This window comes from Rhodovarius lipocyclicus, from assembly GCF_009900765.1.
Classification (GTDB): domain Bacteria; phylum Pseudomonadota; class Alphaproteobacteria; order Acetobacterales; family Acetobacteraceae; genus Rhodovarius; species Rhodovarius lipocyclicus.
In genome coordinates, this window is record NZ_JAAABL010000013.1 from 45,295 (window position 1) to 70,643 (window position 25,349).

Genomic DNA, 25,349 nt, shown 5'->3' on the forward strand with positions numbered 1-25,349 from the left:
GCCTACCGCTTGCGCACGAACTCCGTCCGCAGCACCAGCCCCTTGATGGTGTCGTGCTTGCAGTCGATTTCCTCGGGGTTGTCCGTCAGGCGGATGGAGCGGATCACCGTGCCCTGCTTCAGGGTCTGGTTGGCGCCCTTCACCTTCAAATCCTTGATGAGGGTGACGGCATCGCCATCGGCCAGCACATTGCCCGAGGCATCGCGCACCTCCGCCGCCTGGGCCGCCGCCGCCGCGACCTCGGAGGCAGGGCGCCATTCGCCGCTGGCCTCGTCGAACACGTAGTCGTCTTCGTCAGCCATTTGTAACTCCCTCGGAATGAATGCGGGGCTTGTCCCAGCTGGGCGGGCTTCCCGCAAGGGGCGTCACCCCGCGTTGCGCCAGTTCAGCGCGGAGTTCTTGTAGTCCAGCGCCTCGAACAGCCGGATCTCGGGCCATTCCACGCGGATGTCGATCGCGGGCGCCTTGCCCTGTTCCTGCATCTCCAGCGCGTGGCCGATCACGGCGCGGGACAGGCTGGTGGGCCCCACATCCTCATGCGGGTCCACCGGCCGGCCGGCGGCCACGGATTCCAGCACGTTCATCACCGCCATCTCCAGCGCCAGCTTCAGCACCGGGTGGCCCCGCTGCCCGAACAGCGGCGTGGTGTTGAAGTAGTAGCCGACGAAGGGTGCCTCCGGCCGGTCGCGCAGGGTCTCACGCACCGGCAGCATCTGCGGGCCCTCATGCGCCAGGGGCATCAGCGCCACCCCGGCGCCGAAGGCCAGGGCGGACAGGTCGGCGCCTTCGGCCAGGCGGTCGTCGGCGTCCACATACAGCCCGCCGCCATGATACAGCGCGGCCAGCCGCAACAGGTCCGATTGAGAGGCCGGGTGCCGGCAGGCATCATAGGCGCGCAGCAGCTCGGGCGGGAATTCCGCGCCCAGGAAGGCCCGGGCCGTATCCTGCGTGAAGCGCTGCACCGGCAGGCCGCTGGCGCGCCAGCTGTCCATGCAGGCCAGCACATCGGCGGGCGGGGTGGGCTGGTCCCAGAACTGCACGATGCGCGCGGGGCGGTGGCGGCCCGGCAAGGGCTGGGCCAGCCGCCAGGCGATCAGCGCCCGGCTGACGCGGTGCACCGCCCCCAGCCCATAGCGCCGGTCCCCCACGGCGCGCTGCGCCCGCAGGGAGAGCAGGATCTGCTCTCGGGATTCAGCGGGGAGGTGATCGGTCCAGGGCATGGTCTTCGGCATAGAACGGATGGCGGGGCGATGACATCATCAACCCCGCTGATCCGGGTGCGGTTTACTTGCGATACCGCTTCTGGCCGTCGCCGGCATAAGGCGCGCGGGGGGCGCGGGCCGGGTATCCGCCCTCGGGGCGCGGGGCGGCGCCTTCGGGGCGGGGGGTGCGCGGGCGGGCGTGGTCGGGGCGCGGGCCACGGGGGGGCAGGGCGTCCATCGGCTCCACCGCCACCTCGGCGTCCTTGCCCTCGGCGCGGCGCGCGGCCTCGGCGAAGCGCTGCGCCACATGGGCCGCCACCTCGAACTGGGTCTCGTTGCCCAGGATGCGGATGCGCCCGATCATGTCGCGCGTCACATGGCCGCGCCGGCACAGGAAGGGCAGCAGCCAGCGCGGGTCCGCGCCATCGGCCCGGCCCACATCGGCGTGGAACCACACGGCGTTCGGGTTGTCCTCACGCCGGGGGGCGCGCTCGGGCCGGGCGGCGGCCGCGGCGGGGGAGATGTCGGCCAGCTCCTCGGGCGCCGGCAGCGGCCCGCGCAGCAGCTTGATCAGGGCGGCGGCCAGGGCCTCCGGCGGGGCGTCCAGGAAGCCGGCCAGCGCCGCGTCCTCCTCCTCCGCCGGGGTTTCCAGCAGGGTCTTGGCCTCGATCACCAGGCGCTCATTGTCGCGGCCGCGCACGGCCTCGGCATCGGGCGCGTTGCCCCATTCGGCGCGCACGCGCGCGGCGGAGAGCAGGCGCTCCGCGATGCGGCGGCGCGGCAGCGGCACCAGCAGCATCGAGGTGCCCTTGCGCCCCGCGCGGCCGGTGCGGCCGGAACGGTGCTGCAGGGTCTCCGGGTCACGCGGCAGGTCGGCGTGGATGACCAGCGCCAGCTCCGGCAGGTCGATGCCGCGGGCGGCCACGTCGGTGGCCACGCACACCTTGGCGCGGCCGTCGCGCAGCATCTGCAGGGCGCGGTTGCGCTCGGACTGGCTCATCTCGCCCGAGAGCGCCACGGCCGGGAAGCCGCGCTCGGCCAGGCTGGCCGACAGGCGGGCCACCTCGGCGCGGGTGGCGCAGAACACCATGGCCAGCGGCGGGGCCTCGAAGCGCAGCACGTTCACCACCGCGCGCTCGATATCCTGCGGGGCGACAAGCGCGGCGCGATAGGTGATGTCGCCGTGCTGCTCATCGGCGGTGTTCACCTCCAGCCGCAGCGCGTTGCGCTGATAGCGGGTGGCGAGCTGCGCGATGGCCTTGGGCACGGTGGCGCTGAACATCAGGGTGCGGCGGGTTTCGGGCGCCGCGTCCAGGATCGCCTCCAGCTCCTCACGGAAGCCGAGGTCCAGCATCTCGTCCGCCTCGTCCATCACCACGGCGCGCAGGCCCTCGGTGCGGATGTTGCCGCGGTCGATATGGTCGCGCACGCGGCCAGGGGTGCCGACGATGATGTGCGCGCCCTGCTGGAAGGCGCGGCGTTCCGCCACCGGGTCCATGCCGCCGACGGCGCCGGCGATGCGGCCGCCGGTTTCGGCGTACAGCCAGGCGAGCTCGGTGCGCACCTGCTGCGCCAGTTCGCGCGTGGGCGCGATCACCAGGGCCAGCGGCGCGGCGGCGGGGGGCAGGCGTTCGGCATCGCCCAGCAGGTTGCCGGCGATGGCCAGCCCGAAGGCGACCGTCTTGCCGGAGCCGGTGCGGGCGGAGACCAGCAGGTCACGGTCACCCGGCGCTTCCAGAACAGCGGTCTGGACGGGGGTGGGGCGCGCGTAACCGCGCGCAGTCAGCGCCGCGGCAAGCGGTGCGGGCAATTGAGAGAAAGGCATGGCGCGGGTGAGTGGGGGTTAAGTCACTCTGGGTCAAACGCAAAACCCGCGCGGCAGGGCCGCGTCGGCGTAGGGTCGGTGATCAAAGCCCGCGTGTCAGGCCCGCGCGCAGGGTTTTTCCCTCCGCGCTGGCCGCGTCCAGCAGGCCTTCGCGCAGGAACAGGTCGATCAGCACGAGGTTCACGTTGAACTTCACGTCCTCGGTTTCGCGCACCGCCTCCAGCAGGCGGGCGGCGGGCCACAGCTCGAAACGCTCCACCTCGTCGTCGTTCGGGCGGGGGGTGAAGCTTTCGGGCAGCTCCAGGTCGAACACGTGCAGGATGTCCCGCCGCAGCCCCTCGGGCGCCTGCAGGATGTAGCTGAGGCGCGCGGTGGGGCGCGCGGCGGCCAGCAGGGCGGCGGGCATGCCCGCTTCCTCCTCGGCTTCCTTCAGCAGGCATTCCAGCGGGGCGTAGCCGGCGGGCATGCCGCCCGCCACGATGTTGTCGAGCTGCCCGGGCGCCACGGCCTTGTGCGGGGAGCGCACGCCCACCCACACATGCAGCCCGTCGGCCCGCCGCACCAGCCCGTTCAGATGCACCCCCTGGCCGATGACGCCGAAGGCCGGGATGGCGCCGCGATCCAGCGCCGCCAGGCTGGCGGAGGCCGCGTCGGGGCGCACATCGAACAATTCCCGCCGGATGCGCAGGAAACCGCCCTGCGCCAGCGCGGCGGCGGTGGCCGCCAGGGCCCGCGTGCGTTCGGCGGGGGTGGTCAGGGCGGGGGAGAGTTCGGCACCCTCCTGCGTCACGGTGAACACCCGCGGGAAGTCCCGCAGGGCCCGGTGCAGGTCCGGCTGGACCCAGCCGACCTGTTGCCCCTCGATCCGCCACGGCAGGCGCGGCGCGAAGCCCGGGACATTGTTGCAGGCTTCGATATGACGGATCAGGGCGGGCATGCGCCCCTTATGGGTGCTGGGCGCCCGCGCCTCAATCCCTGCGAGGGGCGGGGGTTTGCAGCACCGGCAGCGCCGGCGCCGTTGGCGCCGATGCCACGGTCTGCCCGGTGCTGACCGGCACCGGAGAGATGCTGAGCCAGGTGGCGAGAAGCGTCGGCCAGAGCGTACCCGAGGCGACCATCGATCCATTCCCCTTTGCTGCGGGGCAGTAAGCCCGGGAAGTGTGGCGGTGGTTTGACCGGGTTGTGTCCAAACGTTTCCCATTTCGGGGAAACGCAACGGCATTCAGCCGCCCCGCGCCCCGGTGGCGCGCAGGATGGGCAGCCAGCGCGCCTGCTCGGCGGCGATGAAGGGGGCGGCGTCGCTGGCCAGGGGCTGCACCCCGGCCTCGGCATAGCGGCGGGCCAGCACGGGGTCCGCCAGGGCGGCGCGGGTGGCGGTGGACAGGCGCTCCAGCACCGGGGCGGGGGTCGCGGCCGGGGCATACAGCGCCTGCCAGGAGGCACTTTCATACCCGCGCACACCGGCGGCCTGCAGCGTGGGCAGGTGCGGCAGCATGGCCGAGGACACGGCGGTGGTCACCGCCAGCCCGCGCACGCGGTTGTCCGCCATCAGCGGCGCCAGCAGCGTCTGGCTGTCGATCATGAAATCCACCCGCCCCGCCACCAGATCCGTCACCGCCTGCGGCGTGCCGCGATAGGGGATGACCTCGAACTCCACCCCCGCCAGCTGCTTCAGCAATTCCCCCGCCAGGTGGGAGGCCGCGCCGATGCCCGTGGTGGCGAAGCGCGCCTGCCCCTGGCGCCCGCGCAGCCATTCCAGGAAGCCCGCCACATCCCGCGCGGGCACCGAGGGATGCACCGCCAGCACGAAGGGCTGCTGCCCCAGCAGGGCGATGGGCGCGAAATCCGCCACCGGGTCCACCCCCGCATCCGGGTACAGGGCCGGGATCACGGCATGGGCGGCGCCCGAGAGCAGCAGCGTGTTGCCATCCGGCGCCGCGCGCGCCACGGCCCGGGCGCCGATCACGCTGCCGGCGCCGGGCATGTTCTCGATGACGACATTCTGCCCCAGCTCCCGCCCCAGCGGTTCGGCCAGGATGCGCGCCACCACGTCGATCACGCCCCCCGCCGCGAAGGGCACCACCACCCGGACAGGCCGGGCGGTTTGCGCGGCGGCGGGGGTGGCGAGCAGGGCGAGGGCGAGGCGGCGTGTGGGCATGGCCCGATCCTGGCCCAGCCCCGCGGGCTGGCAAGGCAAAATCTACATGCCGCGCGCTATGATCACCCGCATGATCTCGTTCGTGCCTTCCAGGATGCGGTGCACGCGCAGGTCGCGCACCAGCTTCTCGATGCCGTAATCGGCCAGGTAGCCATAGCCGCCCAGCAATTGCAGCGCCTCATCCGCCACGCGGTGGCAGGCGTCGGTCACATGGCGCTTGGCCATGGCGCAGAAGCGGGTGGCATCCGGCGCCTTGGCATCCAGCTTGGCCGCCGCGCGCCACAGGAAGGTGCGGGAGACTTCCAGCTCCGTCGCCATATCCGCCAGCCGGAATTGCGTGGCCTGGAAATCCATGATCGCGCGCCCGAAGGCCCGGCGTTCCTTCACATAGGCCGCCGCGATGTCCAGCGCCCGCTGCGCGCCCCCCAGCGAGCACGCCGCGATGTTCAGCCGCCCCCCATCCAGCCCCGCCATGGCATAGCGGAAGCCATGGCCTTCCTCCCCCAGCAGCGCCTCGGCGGGCACCCGCGCGCCCTGGAAGATCACCTGACGGGTGGGCTGGGCGTTCCAGCCCATCTTCTTCTCATTGGCGCCGAAGGAGAGGCCCGGCGTGTCCTTCGCCACCAGCAGCGCCGAGACCCCGCCCGCCCCCGCGCCGCCCGTGCGCGCCATGGTCAGGTACAGGTCGCTGACCCCCGCGCCCGAGATGAACTGCTTGGTGCCGTCCAGCACGAAGCCCTGGTTGTCCCGCGCGGCCCGGGTGGACAGCGCCGCCGCGTCGCTGCCGGCACCCGGTTCGGTCAGGCAGTAGCTGGCGATGCGCTCCATGCTCAGCAGGCTGGGCAATTGGCCCGCGCGCTGGGCGTCGTCGCCGAAGCGGTCGATCATCCAGGCGACCATGTTGTGGATGGACAGGAAGGCCGAGATGGCGGGGCAGCCGGTCGCCAGCGCCTCGAACACCACGGCGGCGTCCAGGCGCGAAAGGCCGGAGCCGCCGGATTCCTCGCGCACATACAGCCCCGCCATGCCAAGCGCGGCGGCCTCCCGCAACACATCCACCGGCAGGTGGCGGGCCTCGTCCCAGGCCTGGGCGTGGGGGGCGATGCGGGCGGCGGCGAAATCGAGCGCGGTTTCCCGCAGGGCCAAGGTGGCGTCAGGGAGTTCGAACATGGCGGTTTCCTCGGAGGGCGCCCGGGGGAAACGAATTTCCCCCAGACCCCCATTCTTTTATTTTTGGCAGTTTAGATTATTTTATCTATTAAAATCAATATCTTAATGAGAACGGCGCTTCACTGGGGTCCGGGGACACGTGTGTCCCCGGTGGAGGGGGTCTGGGGGAGGCAACGCCTCACCCAGCGCCCAGCCCGCGCATCATCCCTTCCATTCTTTCCCGCGTCGCGGCCAAATTCCGTGCCTTGATCGCCCCATACCCCTTGATCCCTTCCGCCGCTTCCGCCCAGGCGCACACCGCCGCGTGGTTCCCGGCCGACAGGCGCATCAGCAGCGCCTCCACCCCCGCTTCGTACCAGGGCGCCAGGGCGCGTTCCTGCCGGCGTTCCTCGGTGCGCCCGAACGGGTCCAGCGCGGTGCCGCGCAGAATCTTGCCGTGCCGCAGCCAGCCCATGGCGCGCAGCATCCAGGGGCCGAACTCGCGCTTGCGCTCGCCCAGCGTGGGCGGGGCCAGGTGCAGCACCACGCGCCGGGTGCCCTGGAACTGGCTGGCGAGCTGTGCCTGCCAGGCGGGGTCGGCGTGCAGGCGCGCGACCTCGTATTCGTCCTTGTAGGCCGTCAGGCGATAGAGCTGCCGCGCCACCGCCCGGGTCAGGCGCGTGCTGCCCAGGGGCTGCTCGGCCGCCGCCACGCGGGCGAGCACGGCGCGGTAATGCGCGGCGGTGCGGCGCCCCTGATAGGCCACCAGGTCCTGGGCCAGGCGGTCGATCATCGCCTCCAGGGTTTCCGGGGCTTCGGGGGTGGCCTCGGCCAGCGCATCCTGGCGGCCAGCGGTGAAGGCGGCCTGGTTGCGGGCGATCTCCGCGCCGTTGAGTTCCAGCGCGCGCAGGATGGCCGCGGCCCCCAGCGGCACCAGCCCGCGCTGATAGGCCACGCCCAACAGATAGACGTTCAGATAGATCAGGTCGCCGAAACGCGCCTCCACCGCCTGGGCGGCCGGCAGGGTGATCAGCGCGCGGCAGGCGGCGGCCAGGGCGGCGCGCATGCCGGCCTCATTCATCCGGGTTTCGGGGTTCAGCACGAATTGCTGGGTGGGGGCCACGGCGTCGCTGGCGATGACCACGCTGCGCTCCGCCGAGAGCATGGGCCGGGCGAAGCGGCCATGCGCCACCACCAGGTCCGCGGCCAGCATCAAATCCGCCTGGCCCTGGCCGATGCGCGGGCCGGTCAGGGTCTCGGGCGAGGCATCGGGCAGGCCAATGCGCAGCTGGCCGTACACGCCGCCGCCCTTCTGGGCCAGGCCCAGCATGTCCACCCCGCGCACGGGCCGGCCCTCCAGATGCGCGGCCATGGCCAATATGGCCGCCAGGGCCGTGACACCCTGGCCGCCGACACCGGCCAGCAGCAGGTTCCAGGGCTCGGTCTGGGGCGCGCGGAGGGGTTCGGCAGGGGGTGTCAGGTGTTCGGGCGGGGCGGGGTGCACCGGCTCCGCGCCCTCCAGCGAGACAAAGGAGGGGCAGAACCCCTCGACGCAGGACAAATCCTGGTTGCAGGCGGACTGGTCGATGTGGCGCTTGCGGCCCCAGGGGGTCTCGACCGGCTCGACCGCGATGCAGTTGCTGGCGCGGGAGCAATCGCCGCAATCCTCGCAGACGCGCGGGTTGATCACGGCGCGGCGGGTGGCGGCGGGGGCGGTGCCGCGCTTGCGGTGGCGCCGGCGCTCGGTGGCGCATTCCTGGTCGTAGAGCAGCACCGTCACACCCGGGGTCTCACGCAATTCGCGCTGCACGGCGTCCAGATCGGCGCGGGGGTGGAAGGTGACGCCGGCGGGGATCAGCGGGTCGCCCTGGTGGCGGGCGGGGTCGTCGCCCACCACCACCACGCGGCGCGCGCCCTCGGCCACCATCTGGGCGGCCAGGCGCGGCACGGTCACATCGGCGTCGGGCTTCTGGCCGCCGGTCATGGCGACGGCGCTGTTGACCAGGATCTTGTAGGTGAGGTTGGCATTGGCCGCGATCGCGGCCCGCACCGCCAGAGACCCCGAATGGGCATAGGTGCCGTCGCCCAGGTTGGCGAACATGTGGGGCGTGTCGGAGAAATGCCGCTGGCCGAGCCAGGGCGCGCCCTCGCCGCCCATCTGGGTGTAGAAGGGCGTCTCCCGGTTCATGTTGGTGACCAGGAAGTGGCAGCCGATGCCCGCCATGCCCTGGCTGCCCTCGGGCAGCCTGGTGGAGGTGTTGTGCGGGCAGCCCGGGCAGAAATGCGGGCTGCGCAGGTGCAGGGGGTCCAGCGCGGCGGCGGCCAGGGCGTCGAGTTCCGCGATGCGGCGGGCCAGGGTTTCGGTGCGCAGGCTTTCGGGCAGGCGGGCGGCCAGCGCGCGCAGCACGGCGGCGGCGTCCAGCTCCGACAATTCCGACAGCAGGGGCGCGCCCGCGGGGTCGCGCTTGCCGCTGATGCGGGGGGCCGACGGCGTGCCATACAGCGCGTCGCGCAGCATGGTCTCGGAGAAGGCGCGGCGGTCCTCGATGACCAGCACTTCCTCCAGCCCCCGCGCGAATTCGCGCGCCAGCGCGGCGTCGAAGGGCCAGGGCATGCCGAGCTTCAGGATGCGCACACCGCCCTCGCGCAGCATGGCGGGCGTCAGCTCCGCATCCTGAAGGGCCTGGCGCAGGGTGTTCCAGGCCTTGCCGCGCACCACGATGCCGAAGCGGGGCTCCGGCGCATCCGCCATGATGCGGTTCAGCCCATTGGCACGGGCGAAGGCCAGCGCGGCCGGCAGGCGCAATTGGCGCAGCCGGGCCTCGGCGGCCAGGGGCGTGTCGCCCATGCGGATGTGGAAGTCCCCGGGCTCGGGCGCGGTGGTGGCGAAACGCAGCGGGTCCACCTGCAAGGTCATGGTGGCGTCCATGGTCTCGGCCACGCATTTCATGCCCACCCACAGGCCGGAGGCGCGCGACAGCGCGATGCCCTTCACGCCGAGTTCCAGCACCTCCGCGACATCGGCGGGGTCCAGGAAGGGCATCTCCACATCCAGGAAGGCGTATTCGCTGGCGTTGGTGACGGTGGAGGATTTCGCCGCCGGGTCGTCGCCGGCCAGCGCCAGCACGCCGCCATGGGGCGCGGTGCCGGCGGCGTTGGCGTGGCGCAGCACGTCGCCGCTGCGGTCCACGCCCGGGCCCTTGCCGTACCAGATGGCGAACACGCCCTGGTGCCTGGCCCCGGGCATCAGCCCCAGCTGCTGCGTGCCCCAGCAGGCGGTGGCGGCCAGTTCCTCGTTCAGGCCCGGCTCGAACACCACGCCCGCTTCCTTCAGCCGGGCGCGATGGCGGGCCAGCTCACGGTCGTAATTGCCCAGCGGGCTGCCGCGATAGCCGGTGATATAGGCGGCGGTGTCCAGCCCCGCGGCCTCGTCCAGCTGCCGGCGCAGCAAGGGCAGGCGGACCAGCGCCTGGGTGCCGGTCAGCAACGTGTCCTCGTTCAGGCTGGTCCAGCGATGGTCCAGCGTGATGCGGTCGATACGGCTCATGGACGTTTATCCTTTGTGGTGGAAGGATGCGCCGTGCGGGCCGCAAGATGCTGCCGAATTTTGTTGTGCACTGCCGAAGAAACGGAAGAATCCACCGCCATGGACCATATCGACCGGAAGATCCTGCGGGTGCTGCAAACCGAGGCCCGGATCAGCAACACCGAGCTGGCGGAGCGCGTGGGCCTCTCCCCCAGCCCGTGCTGGGCACGGGTGAAGCGGCTGGAGGCGGACGGCACCATCCAGGGCTACATGGCCCTGCTGGACCAGGAGAAGCTGGGCCTGCCGGACACGGTGCTGATCGAGATCATGTGCGAGAAGCACGACGAGGACACGCTGCACCGCTTCGAGGCGGCGGTGAACGCGATGCCGGAGGTGATCTCAGCCTGGCTGGTGACCGGCGAATACGACTACGTGCTGCAAGCCGCCGTGGGCGGCACGGCGGGGTATGAAAAGCTACTGCGGGAGAAGATCTACAAGCTGCCGGGCGTGCGGCACACGCGCACGATCTTCACCCTGCGGCGCCTCAAGCAGAGCCATTCGCCGGTGCCGTGAGGGCCCCGGCCGCCGCGCGCAGGGCATCGGGCAGCCGCGCCGGCCGGCCCGTCGCGCGGTCCACATAGACATGCACGAAATGCCCCTCGGCCGCCGCGTCGTCGCGCCCGGGGCCGAACACCGCCAGCTCATACCGGATCGAGGAATTGCCCAGCGCCGCGAGGCGCATGCCCACCTCAATGGGCTCAGGGTAGGAAAGCGGGCGGTGATACCGGCAGCCCGTTTCCACCACCAGGCCGATCAGCGGGCTCGCCGCGATCTCCAGCAGCCCCTGGCGCACCAGCCAGGCGTTCACCGCCGTGTCGAAGAAGCTGTAGTACTGCACGTTGTTGATGTGGCCATAGGCGTCGTTGTCCGACCACCGCGTGGTGATGGGCGTGAAGACGGCATAGGCGGCGCGCTGGCCGGGCGGGGTTCGGGACATGTCTGGACTCCTGCCCCCAGCATGCCCAGAAAGCAGGCCATGCGCATCCCGGACCTCGACCTCGATCTGCTGCGCGGCTTCGTGGCGGTCGCCGAACGCGGGGGCTTCACCGCCGCCGGGGCGGCGCTCGGCCTTACGCAGTCCGCTGTCTCCCTGAAGATCCGCAAGCTGGAGGAATTGCTGGGCAAGCCGGTGTTCGAACGGCTGCCCCGCGGCGTGGCGCTGACGCGTGAGGGCGAGACCCTGATCGCCTATGCCCGCCGCATGCTGGCCCTGAATGACGAGGCGGTGCAGCGGATGATCGCGCCCCCTGTCTCCGGCACGCTGCGGCTGGGGGTGGCCGATCATTTCGTGCCGCGCAACCTGGCGCCGCTGCTGGCCGGCTGCCGGCGGCTGTGGCCCGACCTGCATCTGATGGTCGAGGTCGGCCGCAGCCACGAGCTGCGCGCCGCCGGCGAACGCGGCGAGCTGGACCTGGTGATCGGCAAGCGCCGCGACGGCGAGACCGCCGGGCGCCTGGTCTTCACCGAGGACATCGTCTGGGTCGCGGCCCCGGGCTTCACCGTGGACCCGGACCGGCCGCTGCCGCTGTCCATGCTGCCGCAGGGCTGCATGTTCCGGGAGCGCGCGATGGCAGCACTCGCCCGCGCCGGGCGGGGGTTCGACGTGACCTATACCTCCGCCAGCCTGCTGGCGGTGGCCGCCGCCGCCCAGGCGGGGCTCGGCGTGACCGTGCTGGGCCGCCAGGGCCTGCTGCCGGGGCTGGAGGTGCTGGAGGGCCTGCCCGAGGCCGGCACCGCCCAGATGTGCGTCTTCGGCGACGAGGCCCGGCAATCCCCCCTGATCGAGCCCCTGATCACCCTGCTGCGGGACAGCGTGGAAGTTCGGTAAGAATTCACCGCGTTGACGCCCCGGGGCACGCCGGGCAGCCTCGGTGGCAGTATCCAGCCGGGAAACGCACATGCAGAACCAGGATGCCCGCATCATCAGCCTGATTGGGACAGGCCATTTCCTCAGCCATTTCTACGTGCTGTGCCTGGCGCCACTGTTCCTGATCTGGCGGGTGGAATTCGATGTCTCCTACGCCATGCTGGGGCTTTCGGTCGCGCTGATGTCCGGCACCACGGCGGTGTTGCAGACGCCCGTGGGCTTCCTGGTGGACAAGTACGGCGCCCGGCCCTTTCTGGTGGGCGGCACGCTGTTGATGGCGCTGGCCATCTCCGCCATGGCGGTGGCCACGGAATACTGGATGATCCTGGGCCTGGCGGTGCTGTCGGGCGTCGGCAACAGCGTGATCCACCCGGCGGACTACGCGATCCTGGCGGGGTCCATCCGCAAGGAATTCATGGGCCGCGCCTTCGCGCTGCACACCTTCACCGGCAATCTGGGCTTCGCGCTGGCGCCGCCCGTGATCGCGCTGCTGCTGCCCTGGCTGGGCTGGCGGGGCACGCTGTGCACGGTGGGGCTGCTGGGCCTGCCGGTGGTCGCCGCCATCCTGTGGCAGAGCCGCATCCTGCACGACCAGGCCAAGCCGCGCGGCGCCCCGGCCGGCGGCGGGCGGGAACTGCTGCTGAGCAAGCCCATCCTGCTGTTCTTCGGCTTCTTCCTGTTCTCGGCCATGATGGGCTCGGGCCTGCAATCCTTCCTGATCACGGTGCTGGGGCAGCTGTGGGGCACGCCGGTCGAAATCGCCTCCTTCGCGCTGACCGGGTACATGGCCGGGGCCACGGGGGGGACGCTGATCGGTGGCTATGTCACCGACAAGACCAAGTCCAACCTGCTGTTCTTCGTGTTCAGCCTGACGCTGTTCTGCATGATCGCGCTGCTCAGCCTGGGGCTGGTGCCCATGCCGGCGGTGGCCATGCCCTTCGTGGCGCTGGCGGCGGGGCTTGCCATGGGGGCCTCCCGCACGCCGCGCGACGTGATGCTGAAGGACGCCTGCCCGCCCGGCGAGATCGGCAAGGTGTTCGGCTTCGTCAGCTCCGGCTTGCCGCTGGGCGGCGCCATCACGCCGGTGCCGCTGGGGCTGCTGATCGACTTCGGGGCACCCTGGCTGGTGCTGCCGGTGATCGCGGGCTTCCTGGCGCTGTCGCTGCTGTGCGCGGGCTCGGCACGCGGGGCGAGCCGGCAGGCGATGGCGGTGGCGGCGGAGTGACGGGCGCGCCGTGGGAAGGGCTTCGCCCCACGGCATGGGCGGGGAGAGTTTGAGAGGGGCAGAGCCCCTCTCAAGGCGCCCTACGCCATCTTCCCCGTCAGCAGTGCCAGCAGCCCGTCCAGCTGGTCCAGGTCCTTGTAGCGGATGCTCAGCTGCCCGCCGCGGCTGCCGTGCTGAATGCTGACCTGCAGGCCCAGGTGGCGCGACAGGTCGGCTTCCAGCGCCTTGATCTCGGGGCTGGTGGCGCGGGGTTCGGGCTTGCCGGGGGTGCCCGGGCGCAGGGCCAGGGCTTCGGCCTGGCGCACGTTCAGGCCCCGATCGACGATGTGCAGGGCGAGCGCCACCGGGTCCGGCGTGCCGATCAGCGCGCGGGCGTGGCCGGGGCTGAGGGCGCCGTCGCGCAGCAATTCGCGCACGCGCGGCGGCAGGTGCAACAGGCGCAGCGTGTTGGTGATGTGGGAGCGCGACTTGCCCACGGCCTCCGACAGCTGCAGCTGCGTCAGGCCGAACTGGCTGGTCAGGCGGTCATAGCCCTCGGCCTCCTCCAGCGCGTTCAGGTCCTCGCGCTGCAGGTTCTCGACCAGGCCGGCGGCCATGGCGGCGCTGTCGTCGAAGTCCCGGATGACGACCGGCACCTCGTGCAGGGGGGCCGCCTGGGCCGCGCGCCAGCGACGCTCACCGCCGATGATCTGGTACTCGCCCGGGCTGCCGGGCTTGGGCCGCACCAGGATGGGTTGCAGCACCCCGTGCTGGCGGATGGAGGCCGCGAGTTCCTCCAGCGCGTCCGGGTCCATGGGACCGCGGGCCTGGAAGGGGCTGGGCTCCAGCGCCGTGACAGGCAGGGCACGCACGCTGTCCGGGTTGGGGGCGGCGGCTTCGCCCAGCAGGGCCGACAGGCCCTTGCCCAGGCGGGGGGGCTTGGTCATCCGGCTTTGGCTTTCAGGCGTTGGCGGTGGCGGCGCAGCAGCTCGGCGGCCAGCGCGACATAGGCCTGCGCGCCGGGCGAGCGGAAATCATAGACCGTGACGGGCAGGCCGTGCGACGGCGCCTCCGACACGCGGACATTGCGGGGGATGGCGGTGTCGAACACGGCGGCCCCGAAATGCTGGCGCACATCGGCGGCCACGGCCTCGGAGAGGTTGTTGCGCCGGTCGAACATGGTCAGCGCGATGCCTTCCAGCTCCAGGCCCGGGTTCATCGCACGCTTCACGCGCTCGATGGTCTGGGTGATCTGGGAGACGCCTTCGAGCGCGTAGAATTCCGTCTGCAACGGCACCAGCACGCTGTCGGCCGCGACCAGCGCATTCAGGGTCAGCAGGCCGAGGGAGGGCGGGCAATCCAGCATCACCCAATCGAAGCCCGAGAGCGTGCCGATGGCCTGGCGCAGCCGGGTTTCGCGGTGCTCCATGTCCACCAGCTCCAGCTCCGCGCCCGCCAGGTCGGGGTCGGCGGGGATGAGGGACAGGTTGGGGATGGCGGTGGCGCGGATGCAGGCGGCGGGCACGCGCCCTTCCAGCAGCATGGCATAGCTGCCGGGCTTGCGCTGGGTGCGGTCCAGCCCCAGCCCGGTGGAGGCATTGCCCTGCGGGTCCAGGTCGATCACCAGTACCTTGTGACGCGCGGCAAGCGCCGCGGCCAGGTTCACGGCCGTGGTGGTCTTGCCCACGCCGCCCTTCTGGTTGGCGAAGGCGACGATGCGGGATTTCGCGGCGTCAGGCAGGGTGCAGGTTCCGGATGCGGAGAATGGTGGCCCCGGCCTCCGTTCGGCTGCCGAAGCGCTCAACCTCCATGTGCCAGTGGGGGGTGGCCTCGGTCAACTCGGCCTCGGCATTGCGGCCCTTCGGAAACAGCGCGACACCGCCCGGCGCCAGCAGCCGGTGGGCATGCGGCAGCAGATCCTTGAGCGCCGCCAGCGCCCTGGCGGTCACGACACCGATGGGCGGCAGCTTCGCCGCCTCGATCCGCAGGGCATGGACGGTGACATGCGCCAGCCCCATTTCCCGCGCGGCCTCCCGCAGGAAGGCGGATTTGCGCTGGTCCGACTCGACCAGATGCACCGGCCGCGTCACGCAGGCCGCCAGGATCAGCCCCGGCAGCCCGGCGCCCGAGCCCAGATCGGCCAGCGGCAGATCGTCATCGGGCAGCAGCCCCAGCAATTGCAGGCTGTCCTCGACATGCCGCTGCCGCCATTGCGCGACAGGCAGCGGCCCCACCAGGTTGATGCGCGTGTTCCAGCGCGCCAGCAGGGCCAGATAGGTATCAATCCGGTCCAATGTTTCACGTGAAACATCGGCGGTGGGCGGCAGGGGCAAAGGGAGGGGATGGGTCATGTCAGGCGCGCCGCAGGTGCACGGCCAGCGCGGCGACCGCCGCCGGGGTGATGCCCGCGACGCGCGCGGCCGCACCCAGGGTCGCGGGGCGCGCCTGGCCCAGCCGGTGCTGCATCTCACGCGAGAGCCCGGCGATGGCCGCGAAATCCACCGCGTCCGGGATAGCCAGCGCTTCCTCCCGCCGCAACAGGGCCAGCTCGGCCTCCTGCCGGGCCAGATAGGGGCCGTAGAGCGCCTCGCATTCCAGCTGCGCCCGCACGCGGGGCGGCAGGTCCCGCAGCCAGGGGAACATGGCCTCGGCGGTTTCCACCGGCATGGCCGGCAGGGCCAGCACATCCAGCAGGCTGCGCCAGCGGCCATCCAGGTTCACCGAGGCGCCGGCGGCGCGGTACTGGGCGGGGGTCGCGCCCTCGGCCCGGGCGCGGGCGATGGCGCCGGAGACACCCTGCTCGAAAGCGCGGAAGGCCGTGGCGCGCGCAGCGCCGACGCAGCCCCAGGCCAGGCCCTTTTCCGTCAGCCGCAGCCCGGCATTGTCGGCGCGCAGGCGCAGCCGGTACTCGCTGCGGGCGGTCAGCATGCGGTAGGGCTCGCTGACGCCCTGCAAGGTCAGGTCGTCGATCATCACCCCGGCATAGGCCTCGTCGCGCGCCAGCACGCGGCCGGGCTCGGTGCCGGCGGCGCGCTGCACGGCGTTCAGCCCGGCCATGATGCCCTGGGCGGCCGCTTCCTCGTAGCCGGTGGTGCCGTTGATCTGGCCCGCCAGGAACAGGCCGGGGGTGCCCCGCACCTCCAGCGTCGGGCGCAGGGCGCGCGGGTCCACATGGTCGTATTCGATGGCATAGCCCGGCCGCAGGATCACGGCGCGCGACAGCCCCGGCATGCTGGCGATGATGCCGCGCTGCACGCTCTCGGGCAGAGAGGTGCTGATGCCGTTGGGATAGACGGTGTCGTCGTCCAGCCCTTCCGGCTCCAGAAAGATCTGGTGGCGCGGCTTGTCGGCGAAGCGCACCACCTTGTCCTCGATCGAGGGGCAATAGCGCGGCCCGACGCCGGAGATGCGGCCGCCATACACGGCGCTCTCCCCGAGGTTCGCGCGGATCAGCGCGTGGGTGTCCTCGGTGGTCCAGGTGATGCCGCAGTTCACCTGCCGGTTGGTGATGCGCGCGGTCATCCAGGACAGCGGCTCGGGCTCCGCGTCGCCGGGCTGGGATTCCAGCGCGGCCCAGTCGATGGTGCGGCCGTCCAGGCGCGGCGGCGTGCCGGTCTTCAGCCGCGCCATCGGCAGGCCCAGCCCCTCCAGCGCCAGCGCCAGCCCGACCGAGGGCGCATCCCCCACCCGCCCCGCCGGCGTGCGTTCGCGCCCCAGATGGATCACGCCGCGCAGGAAGGTGCCGGTGGTGATGACAACCGCCCCCGCGCGGTATTCGGCGCCCGAGGCACCCACCACCCCCGCCACGCGCCCGCCCTGGGTCAGCAGCCCCTCGGCGCCCTCGGCGCGGATGGTCAGGTTGGGGGTTTCGGCCAGCAGCGCCTGCACGGCCTGGCGATACAGCTTGCGGTCGGCCTGGGCGCGGGGGCCGCGCACGGCCGGGCCCTTGCTGCGGTTCAGCAGCTTGAAATGGATGCCGGCCGCATCGGCCGCGCGGCCCATCAGCCCGTCCAGCGCGTCCACCTCCCGCACCAGATGGCCCTTGCCGATGCCGCCGATGGCCGGGTTGCAGCTCATCTCGCCGATGGTCTCGGCCTTGTGGGTCAGCAGCAGGGTGCGCGCGCCGCTGCGGGCGGCGACGGCCGCCGCCTCCGTGCCCGCATGGCCACCGCCTACGACAATCACATCAAACGGGATCATGGGGCGCGGTTTAGCGCCTTACTTGCCGATGCAGAACTCGGAAAACACGCGGTCCAGCACCGCTTCCACGCCGACCCTGCCGGTCAGCCGCCCCATCGCCGCCAGCGCGCCGCGCAGCGCCTCGGCCCGCAGCTCCGGCAGGGGGTGGTCCAGCATGTCCAGCGCGGCGACCGCATCGCCCAAGGCCGCGCGGTGCCGGGGGCGGGTCAGCCCCGCCTCCATCGCCACGCCCGCGCTGGCGCGCACCGCATCCTCCAGCGCCGCGCGCAGCTCCGCCACGCCCGCGCCCGTCCGGGCCGAGACCGCATGCCCCGCCAGCATCGGCGGCACCAGGTCGCACTTGTTCACCACCGCCAGCGCGCCGGCCTCGACCAGCGCCAGGGTTTCGGCATCCGGCGGCGCGTTGGCGGCGAAGACGGCCAGCACGATCTCCGCCCCCGCCCCCGCGGCGCGCGCCCGGCGCACGCCCTCGGCCTCGATCAGGTCCTCGGTCTCCCGCAGGCCGGCGGTGTCGGCCAGGGTGACGGGCACGCCCGCCAGGATCAGCCGCGCCTCCACCACGTCGCGCGTCGTGCCCGGCTGGGCGGAGACGATCGCCGCCTCCCGCCCCGCCAGCGCGTTGAGCAGGGAGGATTTGCCCGCGTTCGGCGCGCCGAGGATGGCGATGCGCACGCCCTCCCGCAGGGCCTCGGCGCGGGCGGCCCCCGCGATCTCGGCGGCGAGCTCCGCGCGCAGCTCCGCCACATCGGCGGCCACGGCGGCGTCGATGCCCTCGGGCAAATCCTCGTCCTCGAACTCGATGAAGGCTTCCTGGCGGGCCAGCAGGGCGGTCAGGCGCTCCACCCAGCCCGCCACCCGCGCGGCCAGGGCGCCGCCCGCCTGGCGCAGGGCCTGGCGGCGCTGGGCCTCGGTCTCGGCGGCGATCAGGTCGGCGATGCCCTCGGCCGCCGTCAGGTCCAGCCGGCCCTGGGTGAAGGCGCGGCGGGTGAATTCGCCGGGCTCGGCCGGGCGCAGGCCCAGCATGGCCAGCGCGTCGCTGACCGCCGCCACCACGGCCGGGCCGCCATGCAGGTGCAGCTCGGCGCTGTCCTCGCCGGTGTAGCTGGCGGGGGCGGGGAACCACAGCACCAGGGCCTCGTCCAGCACCTCCGCGCGGTGGCGCAGGCGGCGCAGGCTGGCATGGCGCGGGCGCGGCAGCGGCCCCGCCAGCGCCGCCAGCGCCGCCCCCGCCCCGGGCCCCGACAGCCGCATCACCGCCACCGCGGCGCGCCCGGCGCCGGTGGCCAGCGCGAAGATGGTGTCGCCGCTCAAACCCTGTCCTTGTCCGTCAGCATCAGGCGTTCAACGCGCCCGCCGCCCTGCAGATGCGTGGCCAGGATCTCGTCCACATCCTCCCGCGTTTGTGGGCGGTACCAGATGCCTTCGGGGTAGATCACCAGGGTGGGGCCGAACTCGCAGCGATCCAGGCAGCCCGCGCTGTTCACGCGGATGCCGGGGATGCCCAGCTCCTTCGCGCGCGCCTTCATATAGTCGCGCAGCGCCTCCGACCCCTTGGCCGCGCAGCTGCCGCGCTTGTGCCCATCGGGCCGGCGGTTGGTGCAGACGAAGATATGGGCCTGGAAATACGGCGGCGGGTCATCGACCATGGGAAATCCTCTGCTCAGGGTCCATGTAGGGTCCAGCATTCCGGGGCGCCAGAGCACATGAATCTCCTCAGTCGGGAAACCTCTCCGTATCTGTTGCAGCACGCGCACAACCCCGTGCACTGGCGCCCCTGGGGGCCCGAGGCGCTGGCCGAGGCACGGGCACAGAGCAAGCCCATCCTGCTCTCCTCCGGCTATGCCGCCTGCCACTGGTGCCATGTGATGGCCCATGAATCCTTCGAGGACGCGGCGACGGCGGCCGAGATGAACGCCCACTACATCTGCATCAAGCTGGACCGCGAGGAACGGCCGGACATCGACGCGCTGTACATGAACGCCCTGCACCTGCTGGGCGAACAGGGCGGCTGGCCGCTGACCATGTTCCTGACGCCCGCGGGCGAGCCCTTCTGGGGCGGCACCTATTTCCCACCCGAGCCACGCTGGGGCCGCCCTAGCTTCCGCCAGGTGCTGGGCGGCATCGCCCAGGCCTGGGCCGAGGGCAGCGACAAGGTGGCGCAGAACATCCGCGCCCTGAAACAGGCGCTGGACCGCATGGCCGCCGCCCATCCCGGCCCCCTACCCGGCCCCACCGCCCAGGCCGCCGTCGCCCGCCAGCTGCTGAAGAACCAGGACCCCATCGAGGGCGGTTTCCAGGGCGCGCCGAAATTCCCCAACCCGCCGATCTACCGCTATCTGTGGCAGGTGGGCGGCCACCATGGCGCGGCGGAGCTGATGCTGCGCCGCATGGCGCTCGGCGGCATCCACGACCATCTGGGCGGCGGCTTCGCCCGCTATGCCGTGGATGAGCATTGGCTGGTGCCGCATTTCGAGAAGATGCTCTACGACAACGCCCAGATCCTGGAGCTGCTGGCCCTGGCCCAGGCCCGCCGCCCCGACCCGCTGTGGGAGGAAGCGGCCCAGGGCATCGTCACCTGGCTGTCGCGCGACATGATGGCCGAGGGCGGTGCCTTCGCCGCCGCCGAGGACGCGGACAGCGAGGGCGTGGAGGGCAAGTTCTACGTCTGGACCCTGGCCGAGGTCGAAGCCGTGCTGGGCGAGGAATCGGCCTTCTTCGCCCTGCATTACGACGTGACGGCGGGCGGCAATTGGGAAGGCCACACCATCCTCAACCGCAGCAACGGCCACATCCTGCCGCTGCCGGAGGAAACCCGCCTGGCGGCCTGCCGCGCCAAGCTGCTGGCCGCCCGCGCCGCGCGCGTCCGCCCCGCGCGGGACGACAAGATCCTGGCCGACTGGAACGGGCTGATGATCGCGGCCCTCGCCCGCGCCAGCGCCGTGTTCGGCCGCCCGGAATGGCTGGAGCTGGCCGAGGCCGCCTTCCGCTTCCTGGCCGCCACGCTGCAGGGCCCGGACCACCGCCTGCACCACGCCTGGCGCCACGCCCGCCCCAGCGCGCCCGGCCTGCTGGAGGATTACGCGGCCCTGGCCCGCGCCGCGCTGGCCCTGTACCAGCACCGGGCCGACCCCGCCCTGCTGGCCCAGGCCATCGCCTGGATGCGGGTGCTGGAGGAGGATTTCGCGGCCCCAAGGGACGCCCATGGCGGCGGCTTCTACACCAGCCCCGCCAGCGCCACGGATGTGCTGGTGCGCGGCTTCACCGCCGGCTGCAACGCCACCCCCGCCGGCAATGGCCTGGCGGCGGAGGTCGCGGCCCTGCTGTACCACGCCACCGCCGACACCCATTGGCGCGCGGTGGCCGAAGGCACGATCGGCGCGTTTTCCGGCCTGGAGGGCGGGCTGGCCGCCATGCCCACCCTGCTGGCCGCCGCCGACCTGCTGGAACGCTGCGCCACCATCGTGATCGCCGGCCCGCCCGCCGAGCCCGCGGCGGCGGCGCTGCGCCTGGCGGCCCTCAGCCTGCCGGACCCGGCGGTGCTGGTGCTGGCCGCGCCCACCCCGGAATCCCTGCCCCCCGGCCACCCCGCCCACGGCAAGCCGATGCTGGAGGGCGAGCCCGCCGCCTATGTCTGCCGGGCCGGGCGGTGTGGCTTGCCGGTGACGGATGCGAACGCCTTGCATACCCCCGCTTGACGCCACACCCCTGCCGGTGCTGCATCACAGTCTGGAAACACGCGGCAACAATGGCGCAACTCACTCTGCTGACCCCCCTGGGGGACATCACCGTTTCCGAGGATGATGGGGCCATCGTCTCGCTCGATTGGGGGCGGGTGGAGGATCAAACCCCCACCCCGCTGCTGCTGCGCGCGCATGACCAGCTGAACGACTACTTCGACGGCGGCAGCCAGGATTTCGACCTGCCGCTGAACCCCTATGGCACGGCCTTCCAGCGCCGCGTCTGGGCGGCGCTGTCCAGCATTCCCTACGGCGCCCGGCGTAGCTACGCGGATATCGCGCGGCAGGTGGGTTCGGGCCCCAGGGCCGTGGGCGGCGCCAATGGGCGCAACCCCATCCCCATCATCATCCCCTGCCACCGCTGCGTGGCGGCGGATGGTTCGCTGGGCGGGTATTCGGGCCTCGACGGCCCATCCACCAAGCAATTCCTTCTAGACCTCGAAAGCCGGGACCTCCTCACATGACCTATGCCATCCGCATCCATGAGTACGGCGGCCCCGAGAAGATGAAGTGGGAGGAACTGCCGAAACCCGAGCCCAAGCCCGGCGAGGCGCGGGTGCGGCATGAGGCGGTGGGCCTGAACTACATCGACGTGTACTTCCGCACCGGCCTGTACAAGGCCCCCGCCCTGCCGGCCATCATCGGCATGGAAGGCGCCGGCGTGGTCGACGCCATCGGCCCCGGCGTGACCGAGGTGGCGGTGGGCGACCGCGTGGCTTATGCCTCCGGCCCCATCGGCGCCTATGCCCAGACCCGCTGCATCAAGGCCGACCGGCTGGTGAAGGTGCCCGACGCCATCGGCAGCGAGACCGCCGCCGCCATGATGCTGCAGGGCATGACCGCGCAGTACCTGCTGCACAGCACCTACGCCGTGAAGGCCGGCCAGACCATCGTGGTGCATGCCGCCGCCGGCGGCGTGGGGCTGATCCTGGTGCAATGGGCGAAGTTCCTGGGCTGCACCGTCATCGGCACCGTCTCCACCCCCGAGAAGGCGGCGCTGGCCCGCGCCAACGGCGCCGACCACGTGATCCTGACCACCGAGGACCTGCCCGCCGCCGTGAAGAAGATCACGGGCGGCGCCGGCGTGCCCGTGGTGTACGACAGCGTGGGCAAGGACACCTTCATGGCCAGCCTGGATTGCCTGGCCCCGCGCGGCTACATGATCAGCTACGGCAATGCCTCCGGCCCCGTGGCGAATTTCGACCTGGGCATCCTGGCCGCCAAGGGCAGCCTGTACGTCTGCCGGCCGACCCTGGCGACCTACACCTCCTCCCGCGAAGACCTCGTCTCCTGCGCCAACTCGCTGTTCGATGTGGTGGCGAAGGGCGGGGTGAAAATCTCGGTGAACCAGCGCTACGCCCTGAAGGATGCCGCCCAGGCGCATATCGACATGGAAGCGCGCAAGACGACGGGTAGCACGATCCTGCTGCCGTAAGCCGAGCCAGGGGCTCCGCCCCCCCTTTCTCCCTTTTGGGCACCCCCGCAAAGGGTTGCAGCAACCCTTTGAACCCATGGATTGGCGCCTTACCTTGGCAGGTGGGGCGCCATTTTCATTATTAAAATCAATAAGAAACACCTTGGCACTGTGAAGCGCCAAACTGACGGGGTGCAGGGGCCTTTCGGCTCCTGCCGGGGGTCCAGGGGGCGGCGCCCCCTGGGTGTCGCCCTATCCCACCGCCACCACAGCCTTCCCGAAGTTCTTCCCTTCCAGCAACCCCAGGAAGGCCGCCGGGGCGTTCTCCAGCCCGTGGGTGATATCTTCCTTCACCTGCATGGTCCCGGCCTGGATATGCCCCAGCATTTCGGCGCGGAATTCCGGGTAGCGGGCCCAGCCATGGTCGCTGACGATGAAGCCCTGGATCCGCAGGCGCTTGCGCACCACCGGCCCCAGATTGGGCCCCGGGGGCGCGCCCGAGGCATCGGCGCCCGGCGCGGAGTTGTATTGCGCGATCATCCCGCACATCACCATGCGGCCGAAATCGTTGAAGCGCGGAAACACCGCCGCCTGCACCGCGCCGCCGACGTTTTCCCAATACACGTCGACGCCATCCGGGCAGGCGGCGTCCAGCGCCGGGTCCAGGGCCGCGCGGTGGTCGACGCAGGCGTCGAAGCCCAGCTCATCGGTGACGAAGGCGCATTTCGTGGGCCCGCCGGCCACGCCCACCACGCGGCAGCCGGCGATGCGCCCCAGCTGCCCCACCACCTGCCCCACCGCGCCCGAGGCCGCGGAGACCACCAGCGTCTCGCCCTTCTTCGGCTGGCCGATCTCCTTCAGCCCGTACCAGCCGGTCAGCCCCGGCATGCCCAGCACGCCCAGATTCCACGACAGCGGGGCGTCGGCCGCCGAGACCTTCCACAGCCGCCCCGCCTCCACGGCGGAAAAGCGCTGCCAGCCATAGCCGCCGAGGACGGTGTCGCCGGGTTTGAAATCCGGATGGCGGCTTTCCACCACCTCGCCCACCGTCTGGCCCTCCATGACGGCGCCGAGTTCGACGGGTTTGGAATAGCTTTTCGCGTCGCTCATCCGCCCGCGCATATAAGGGTCGAGGCTGAGGAAGCGGGCGCGCACCAGCACCTGGCCCTCGGCGGGTTTGGGGATGGCGTGTTCGACGATGTCGAAATCGGACAGCACGGGCGCGCCTTGCGGGCGGGCGCGCAGCAGAACGGCCAGGTTGGTGTCGGTCATGACGTTGTCCTCGGACGGGTTTCGGGTGAGGGTAGCGCCGGAACACGACCAGGGAACAGGGGCGCCATGCAGGGCTTCGCCATCGACCACATCCACTACCGCAGCCTGAACCCCGAAGGCGCCGCCGCCTGGTGGCGGGAGATGTTCGGCGCGGTGGAAGCCGCGCGGGTGATGAACGGCGACAAGCTGCGCGTCGTCATGGAGCTCGCCGGGCTGAAGATCTTCATCGAGGAAGTGCCGGCCGGCACCGGTGCGCCACCCCCCGCCCCCTTCCTGGGGCTGGAGCATCTGGGCCTGACGGTGGGCGACATGGACGCCACGGTGGCGCGCATCACGGCCCAGGGCGGCAAGCTGGCCAAGCCCATCAGCAGCCCGCGCCCCAATGTGCGCATCTGCTTCGTGGAGGCACCGGACGGCGCGACGGTGGAGCTGATCGAGCGGAAGTAGCCGCTCACACCATCGCGTGGTTCGCCACCGGGATCTCGCGCTCCGCCGCGAAGCCTTCCCGGATGGCGTCGGCCAGCGCCAGCGCCGCCGGGTCATCCACATCCGACCGGCGGTGCAGCTCGATGCTGATATCCGGCAGCACCGGCAGCCCTTCGTTCGGGCCCATCCAGACCAGGCCCGGCGGCAGGCGCGTGGGGGTGGACACCGTCAGCGCCAGGCCCGCCAGCGCCACGGCGAAGCAGCCGCTCTGCGTCGCGCTGTTGTAGCTGATGCGCGGCGTGCGGCCTTCGCGCGCCAGGGCCTCCAGCGTCGCGCGGCGCCAGGCGCAGCCGGGGTGGGCGACGGCCAGCGGCAGCGGGTCGCGCTTGTGTAGGGCATGGTGCGCGGGGCCCACCCAGTTCAGCGGGCCGCGCCACAGCAATTCGTGCTCGGTGTTCTCGGGGTTGTGGCCCTCGGTCAGCAGGGCCAGGTCCAGCGCGCCGGTGGTCAGCTTGTGGGCCAGCTCCTCGGAGTTCAGGCACACCACATCCACCTCGATGCGCGGCTGCGCCTCCGCGAAGCGGGCCAGGATGCCGGGCAGCCATTGCAGGGCGTAGTCATCCGGGCTGCCGAGGCGCACCTGTCCGATCAGCGGGGCCAGCCGGAAATTGGCGTGGATCTCGTCATGCAGGGCCAGCAGGGTGCGGGCGCGTTCCAGCAGCCACAGCCCGCGTTCGGTGGGCACCAGCCCGCGCGGGCCGCGCTTCAGCAACTCGGTGCCCAGGATCTCCTCCAGCCGGCGCATCTGCATGGAGACGGCGGATTGGGTGCGGCCCACGCGCTCCGCCGCGCGCGTCACCGAGGCGCCCTCCGCCACCATGATGAAGGAGCGCAGCACATCCGGGTCCAGGCCTGGGGGGATGGTCAGCATGGGTGATTATCAAATCCGTTGATCGTGGCAGTCAAGAATAGTCGTTGGATTTGTTGACGGCACTGCACCATATCAAGGCTGTCCCGGGCACTATCTGCCCGTATCCGATGCACAAGGAATATTCCGATGTCCGCCACCACATTCTCCCCCGCTTCCGCGCCGGTCGCCATCGCGCGCCCTGGCCGCGCCGCGGCCTTCTGGGAGAAGGCGAAGGCGCTGCTTGCCGAGCGCGCGACCCGCACGGAACTGGCGCAACTCGACGCGCACATGCTGCGCGACGTGGGCGTCCGCCCCGAGCAGAGCCGCGCCGTCGTGACGCGCGAACTGTGGGACATGCACGCCTAAAAAGCGGGCAGTCCAATAAAAACCCCGGGGAAT

24 protein-coding genes are annotated in these 25,349 nt (G+C 71.5%); 8 read left to right on the forward strand and 16 right to left on the reverse strand.

What is annotated here, in order from left to right:
• Positions 1-2: 2 nt before the first annotated feature.
• The 7 genes from GT007_RS11400 to GT007_RS11430 all read right to left on the reverse strand — a co-directional run bounded on the left by GT007_RS11400 (position 3) and on the right by GT007_RS11430 (position 9,881).
• Positions 3-302: an alkylphosphonate utilization protein gene (locus GT007_RS11400; RefSeq protein WP_160121739.1), complete on the reverse strand. Its 300-nt coding sequence runs from the start codon at positions 300-302 to the stop codon at positions 3-5.
• 63 nt (positions 303-365) lie between these two features.
• Positions 366-1,220 (reverse strand): glycosyltransferase family 32 protein, encoded by an 855-nt coding sequence (locus GT007_RS11405; protein ID WP_160121740.1) that lies wholly within the window; start codon positions 1,218-1,220, stop codon positions 366-368.
• 64 nt (positions 1,221-1,284) lie between these two features.
• Complete coding sequence (locus GT007_RS11410) at positions 1,285-3,012, reverse strand: DEAD/DEAH box helicase (RefSeq protein ID WP_236571615.1); 1,728 nt, start codon at positions 3,010-3,012, stop codon at positions 1,285-1,287.
• 97 nt (positions 3,013-3,109) lie between these two features.
• Positions 3,110-3,964, reverse strand: a complete 855-nt coding sequence (locus GT007_RS11415; RefSeq protein WP_160121742.1) for an NUDIX hydrolase — start codon at positions 3,962-3,964, stop codon at positions 3,110-3,112.
• Between the two features lie 285 nt (positions 3,965-4,249).
• The gene (locus GT007_RS11420) at positions 4,250-5,185 is read right to left on the reverse strand and encodes a tripartite tricarboxylate transporter substrate-binding protein (RefSeq protein ID WP_160121743.1); all 936 of its coding nucleotides are present in this window, start codon (positions 5,183-5,185) and stop codon (positions 4,250-4,252) included.
• 42 nt (positions 5,186-5,227) lie between these two features.
• Positions 5,228-6,355: an acyl-CoA dehydrogenase family protein gene (locus tag GT007_RS11425; RefSeq protein WP_160121744.1), complete on the reverse strand. Its 1,128-nt coding sequence runs from the start codon at positions 6,353-6,355 to the stop codon at positions 5,228-5,230.
• Between the two features lie 178 nt (positions 6,356-6,533).
• Positions 6,534-9,881 (reverse strand): indolepyruvate ferredoxin oxidoreductase family protein, encoded by a 3,348-nt coding sequence (locus GT007_RS11430; protein ID WP_160121745.1) that lies wholly within the window; start codon positions 9,879-9,881, stop codon positions 6,534-6,536.
• Positions 9,882-9,980: 99 nt separating this feature from the next.
• Between GT007_RS11430 and GT007_RS11435 the strand changes: the two genes are divergently transcribed.
• On the forward strand, positions 9,981-10,433 hold the full coding sequence (locus tag GT007_RS11435; RefSeq protein ID WP_160121746.1) for an Lrp/AsnC family transcriptional regulator: 453 nt from the start codon (positions 9,981-9,983) through the stop codon (positions 10,431-10,433).
• On the opposite strand, the gene GT007_RS11440 is transcribed toward GT007_RS11435, so the two are convergent.
• The gene (locus GT007_RS11440) at positions 10,405-10,857 is read right to left on the reverse strand and encodes an acyl-CoA thioesterase (protein ID WP_160121747.1); all 453 of its coding nucleotides are present in this window, start codon (positions 10,855-10,857) and stop codon (positions 10,405-10,407) included. The two genes, GT007_RS11435 and GT007_RS11440, sit on opposite strands and share 29 nt — an antisense overlap.
• Positions 10,858-10,878: 21 nt before the next feature.
• Between GT007_RS11440 and GT007_RS11445 the strand changes: the two genes are divergently transcribed.
• Positions 10,879-11,748, forward strand: coding sequence for a LysR family transcriptional regulator (locus GT007_RS11445; protein WP_236571616.1), 870 nt, complete (start codon positions 10,879-10,881; stop codon positions 11,746-11,748).
• 70 nt (positions 11,749-11,818) lie between these two features.
• Positions 11,819-13,012 carry an MFS transporter gene (locus GT007_RS11450; protein WP_160121748.1) on the forward strand — a complete coding sequence of 398 codons (1,194 nt, stop codon included), beginning with the start codon at positions 11,819-11,821 and terminating at the stop codon, positions 13,010-13,012.
• A gap of 80 nt (positions 13,013-13,092) precedes the next feature.
• Here the strand turns inward: GT007_RS11450 and GT007_RS11455 are convergent, their stop codons facing one another.
• Genes GT007_RS11455 through GT007_RS11480 form a run of 6 tightly spaced genes read right to left on the reverse strand, consistent with a single transcriptional unit; the run spans position 13,093 to position 18,837 of the window.
• Positions 13,093-13,938 carry a ParB/RepB/Spo0J family partition protein gene (locus tag GT007_RS11455; RefSeq protein ID WP_160121749.1) on the reverse strand — a complete coding sequence of 282 codons (846 nt, stop codon included), beginning with the start codon at positions 13,936-13,938 and terminating at the stop codon, positions 13,093-13,095.
• Entirely contained in the window at positions 13,935-14,732 is a 798-nt protein-coding gene (locus GT007_RS11460; RefSeq protein ID WP_160121771.1) for a ParA family protein, read from the reverse strand. Before GT007_RS11460 ends, GT007_RS11455 begins: the two co-directional genes overlap by 4 nt.
• Positions 14,725-15,342 (reverse strand): 16S rRNA (guanine(527)-N(7))-methyltransferase RsmG, encoded by a 618-nt coding sequence (gene rsmG / locus GT007_RS11465; RefSeq protein ID WP_160121750.1) that lies wholly within the window; start codon positions 15,340-15,342, stop codon positions 14,725-14,727. Before rsmG ends, GT007_RS11460 begins: the two co-directional genes overlap by 8 nt.
• 1 nt (position 15,343) lies before the next feature.
• Complete coding sequence (mnmG, locus tag GT007_RS11470; RefSeq protein ID WP_160121751.1) at positions 15,344-17,191, reverse strand: tRNA uridine-5-carboxymethylaminomethyl(34) synthesis enzyme MnmG; 1,848 nt, start codon at positions 17,189-17,191, stop codon at positions 15,344-15,346.
• A gap of 18 nt (positions 17,192-17,209) precedes the next feature.
• Positions 17,210-18,502 carry a tRNA uridine-5-carboxymethylaminomethyl(34) synthesis GTPase MnmE gene (gene mnmE, locus GT007_RS11475; RefSeq protein ID WP_160121752.1) on the reverse strand — a complete coding sequence of 431 codons (1,293 nt, stop codon included), beginning with the start codon at positions 18,500-18,502 and terminating at the stop codon, positions 17,210-17,212.
• On the reverse strand, positions 18,499-18,837 hold the full coding sequence (locus GT007_RS11480) for a (2Fe-2S) ferredoxin domain-containing protein (RefSeq protein ID WP_160121753.1): 339 nt from the start codon (positions 18,835-18,837) through the stop codon (positions 18,499-18,501). The genes mnmE and GT007_RS11480 overlap by 4 nt, the downstream gene beginning before the upstream one ends.
• 57 nt (positions 18,838-18,894) lie before the next feature.
• Here GT007_RS11480 and GT007_RS11485 point away from each other — a divergent pair, with 57 nt between their 5' ends.
• From GT007_RS11485 to GT007_RS11495, 3 genes are read left to right on the forward strand one after another with little or no spacing between them, the layout of a single operon-like run.
• On the forward strand, positions 18,895-20,886 hold the full coding sequence (locus GT007_RS11485; RefSeq protein WP_160121754.1) for a thioredoxin domain-containing protein: 1,992 nt from the start codon (positions 18,895-18,897) through the stop codon (positions 20,884-20,886).
• 50 nt (positions 20,887-20,936) lie between these two features.
• On the forward strand, positions 20,937-21,392 hold the full coding sequence (locus GT007_RS11490; protein WP_160121755.1) for a methylated-DNA--[protein]-cysteine S-methyltransferase: 456 nt from the start codon (positions 20,937-20,939) through the stop codon (positions 21,390-21,392).
• Positions 21,389-22,363, forward strand: a complete 975-nt coding sequence (locus GT007_RS11495; protein WP_160121756.1) for a quinone oxidoreductase family protein — start codon at positions 21,389-21,391, stop codon at positions 22,361-22,363. The genes GT007_RS11490 and GT007_RS11495 overlap by 4 nt, the downstream gene beginning before the upstream one ends.
• Positions 22,364-22,594: 231 nt before the next feature.
• On the opposite strand, the gene GT007_RS11500 is transcribed toward GT007_RS11495, so the two are convergent.
• On the reverse strand, positions 22,595-23,614 hold the full coding sequence (locus tag GT007_RS11500; RefSeq protein WP_160121757.1) for an NADP-dependent oxidoreductase: 1,020 nt from the start codon (positions 23,612-23,614) through the stop codon (positions 22,595-22,597).
• A 66-nt stretch (positions 23,615-23,680) separates the two neighbouring features.
• Between GT007_RS11500 and GT007_RS11505 the strand changes: the two genes are divergently transcribed.
• Complete coding sequence (locus tag GT007_RS11505; protein WP_160121758.1) at positions 23,681-24,061, forward strand: VOC family protein; 381 nt, start codon at positions 23,681-23,683, stop codon at positions 24,059-24,061.
• Between the two features lie 4 nt (positions 24,062-24,065).
• Here the strand turns inward: GT007_RS11505 and GT007_RS11510 are convergent, their stop codons facing one another.
• On the reverse strand, positions 24,066-24,971 hold the full coding sequence (locus tag GT007_RS11510) for a LysR substrate-binding domain-containing protein (RefSeq protein WP_160121759.1): 906 nt from the start codon (positions 24,969-24,971) through the stop codon (positions 24,066-24,068).
• A 126-nt stretch (positions 24,972-25,097) separates the two neighbouring features.
• Between GT007_RS11510 and GT007_RS11515 the strand changes: the two genes are divergently transcribed.
• Positions 25,098-25,316, forward strand: a complete 219-nt coding sequence (locus GT007_RS11515; protein ID WP_160121760.1) for a DUF1127 domain-containing protein — start codon at positions 25,098-25,100, stop codon at positions 25,314-25,316.
• Positions 25,317-25,349 lie beyond the last annotated feature (33 nt).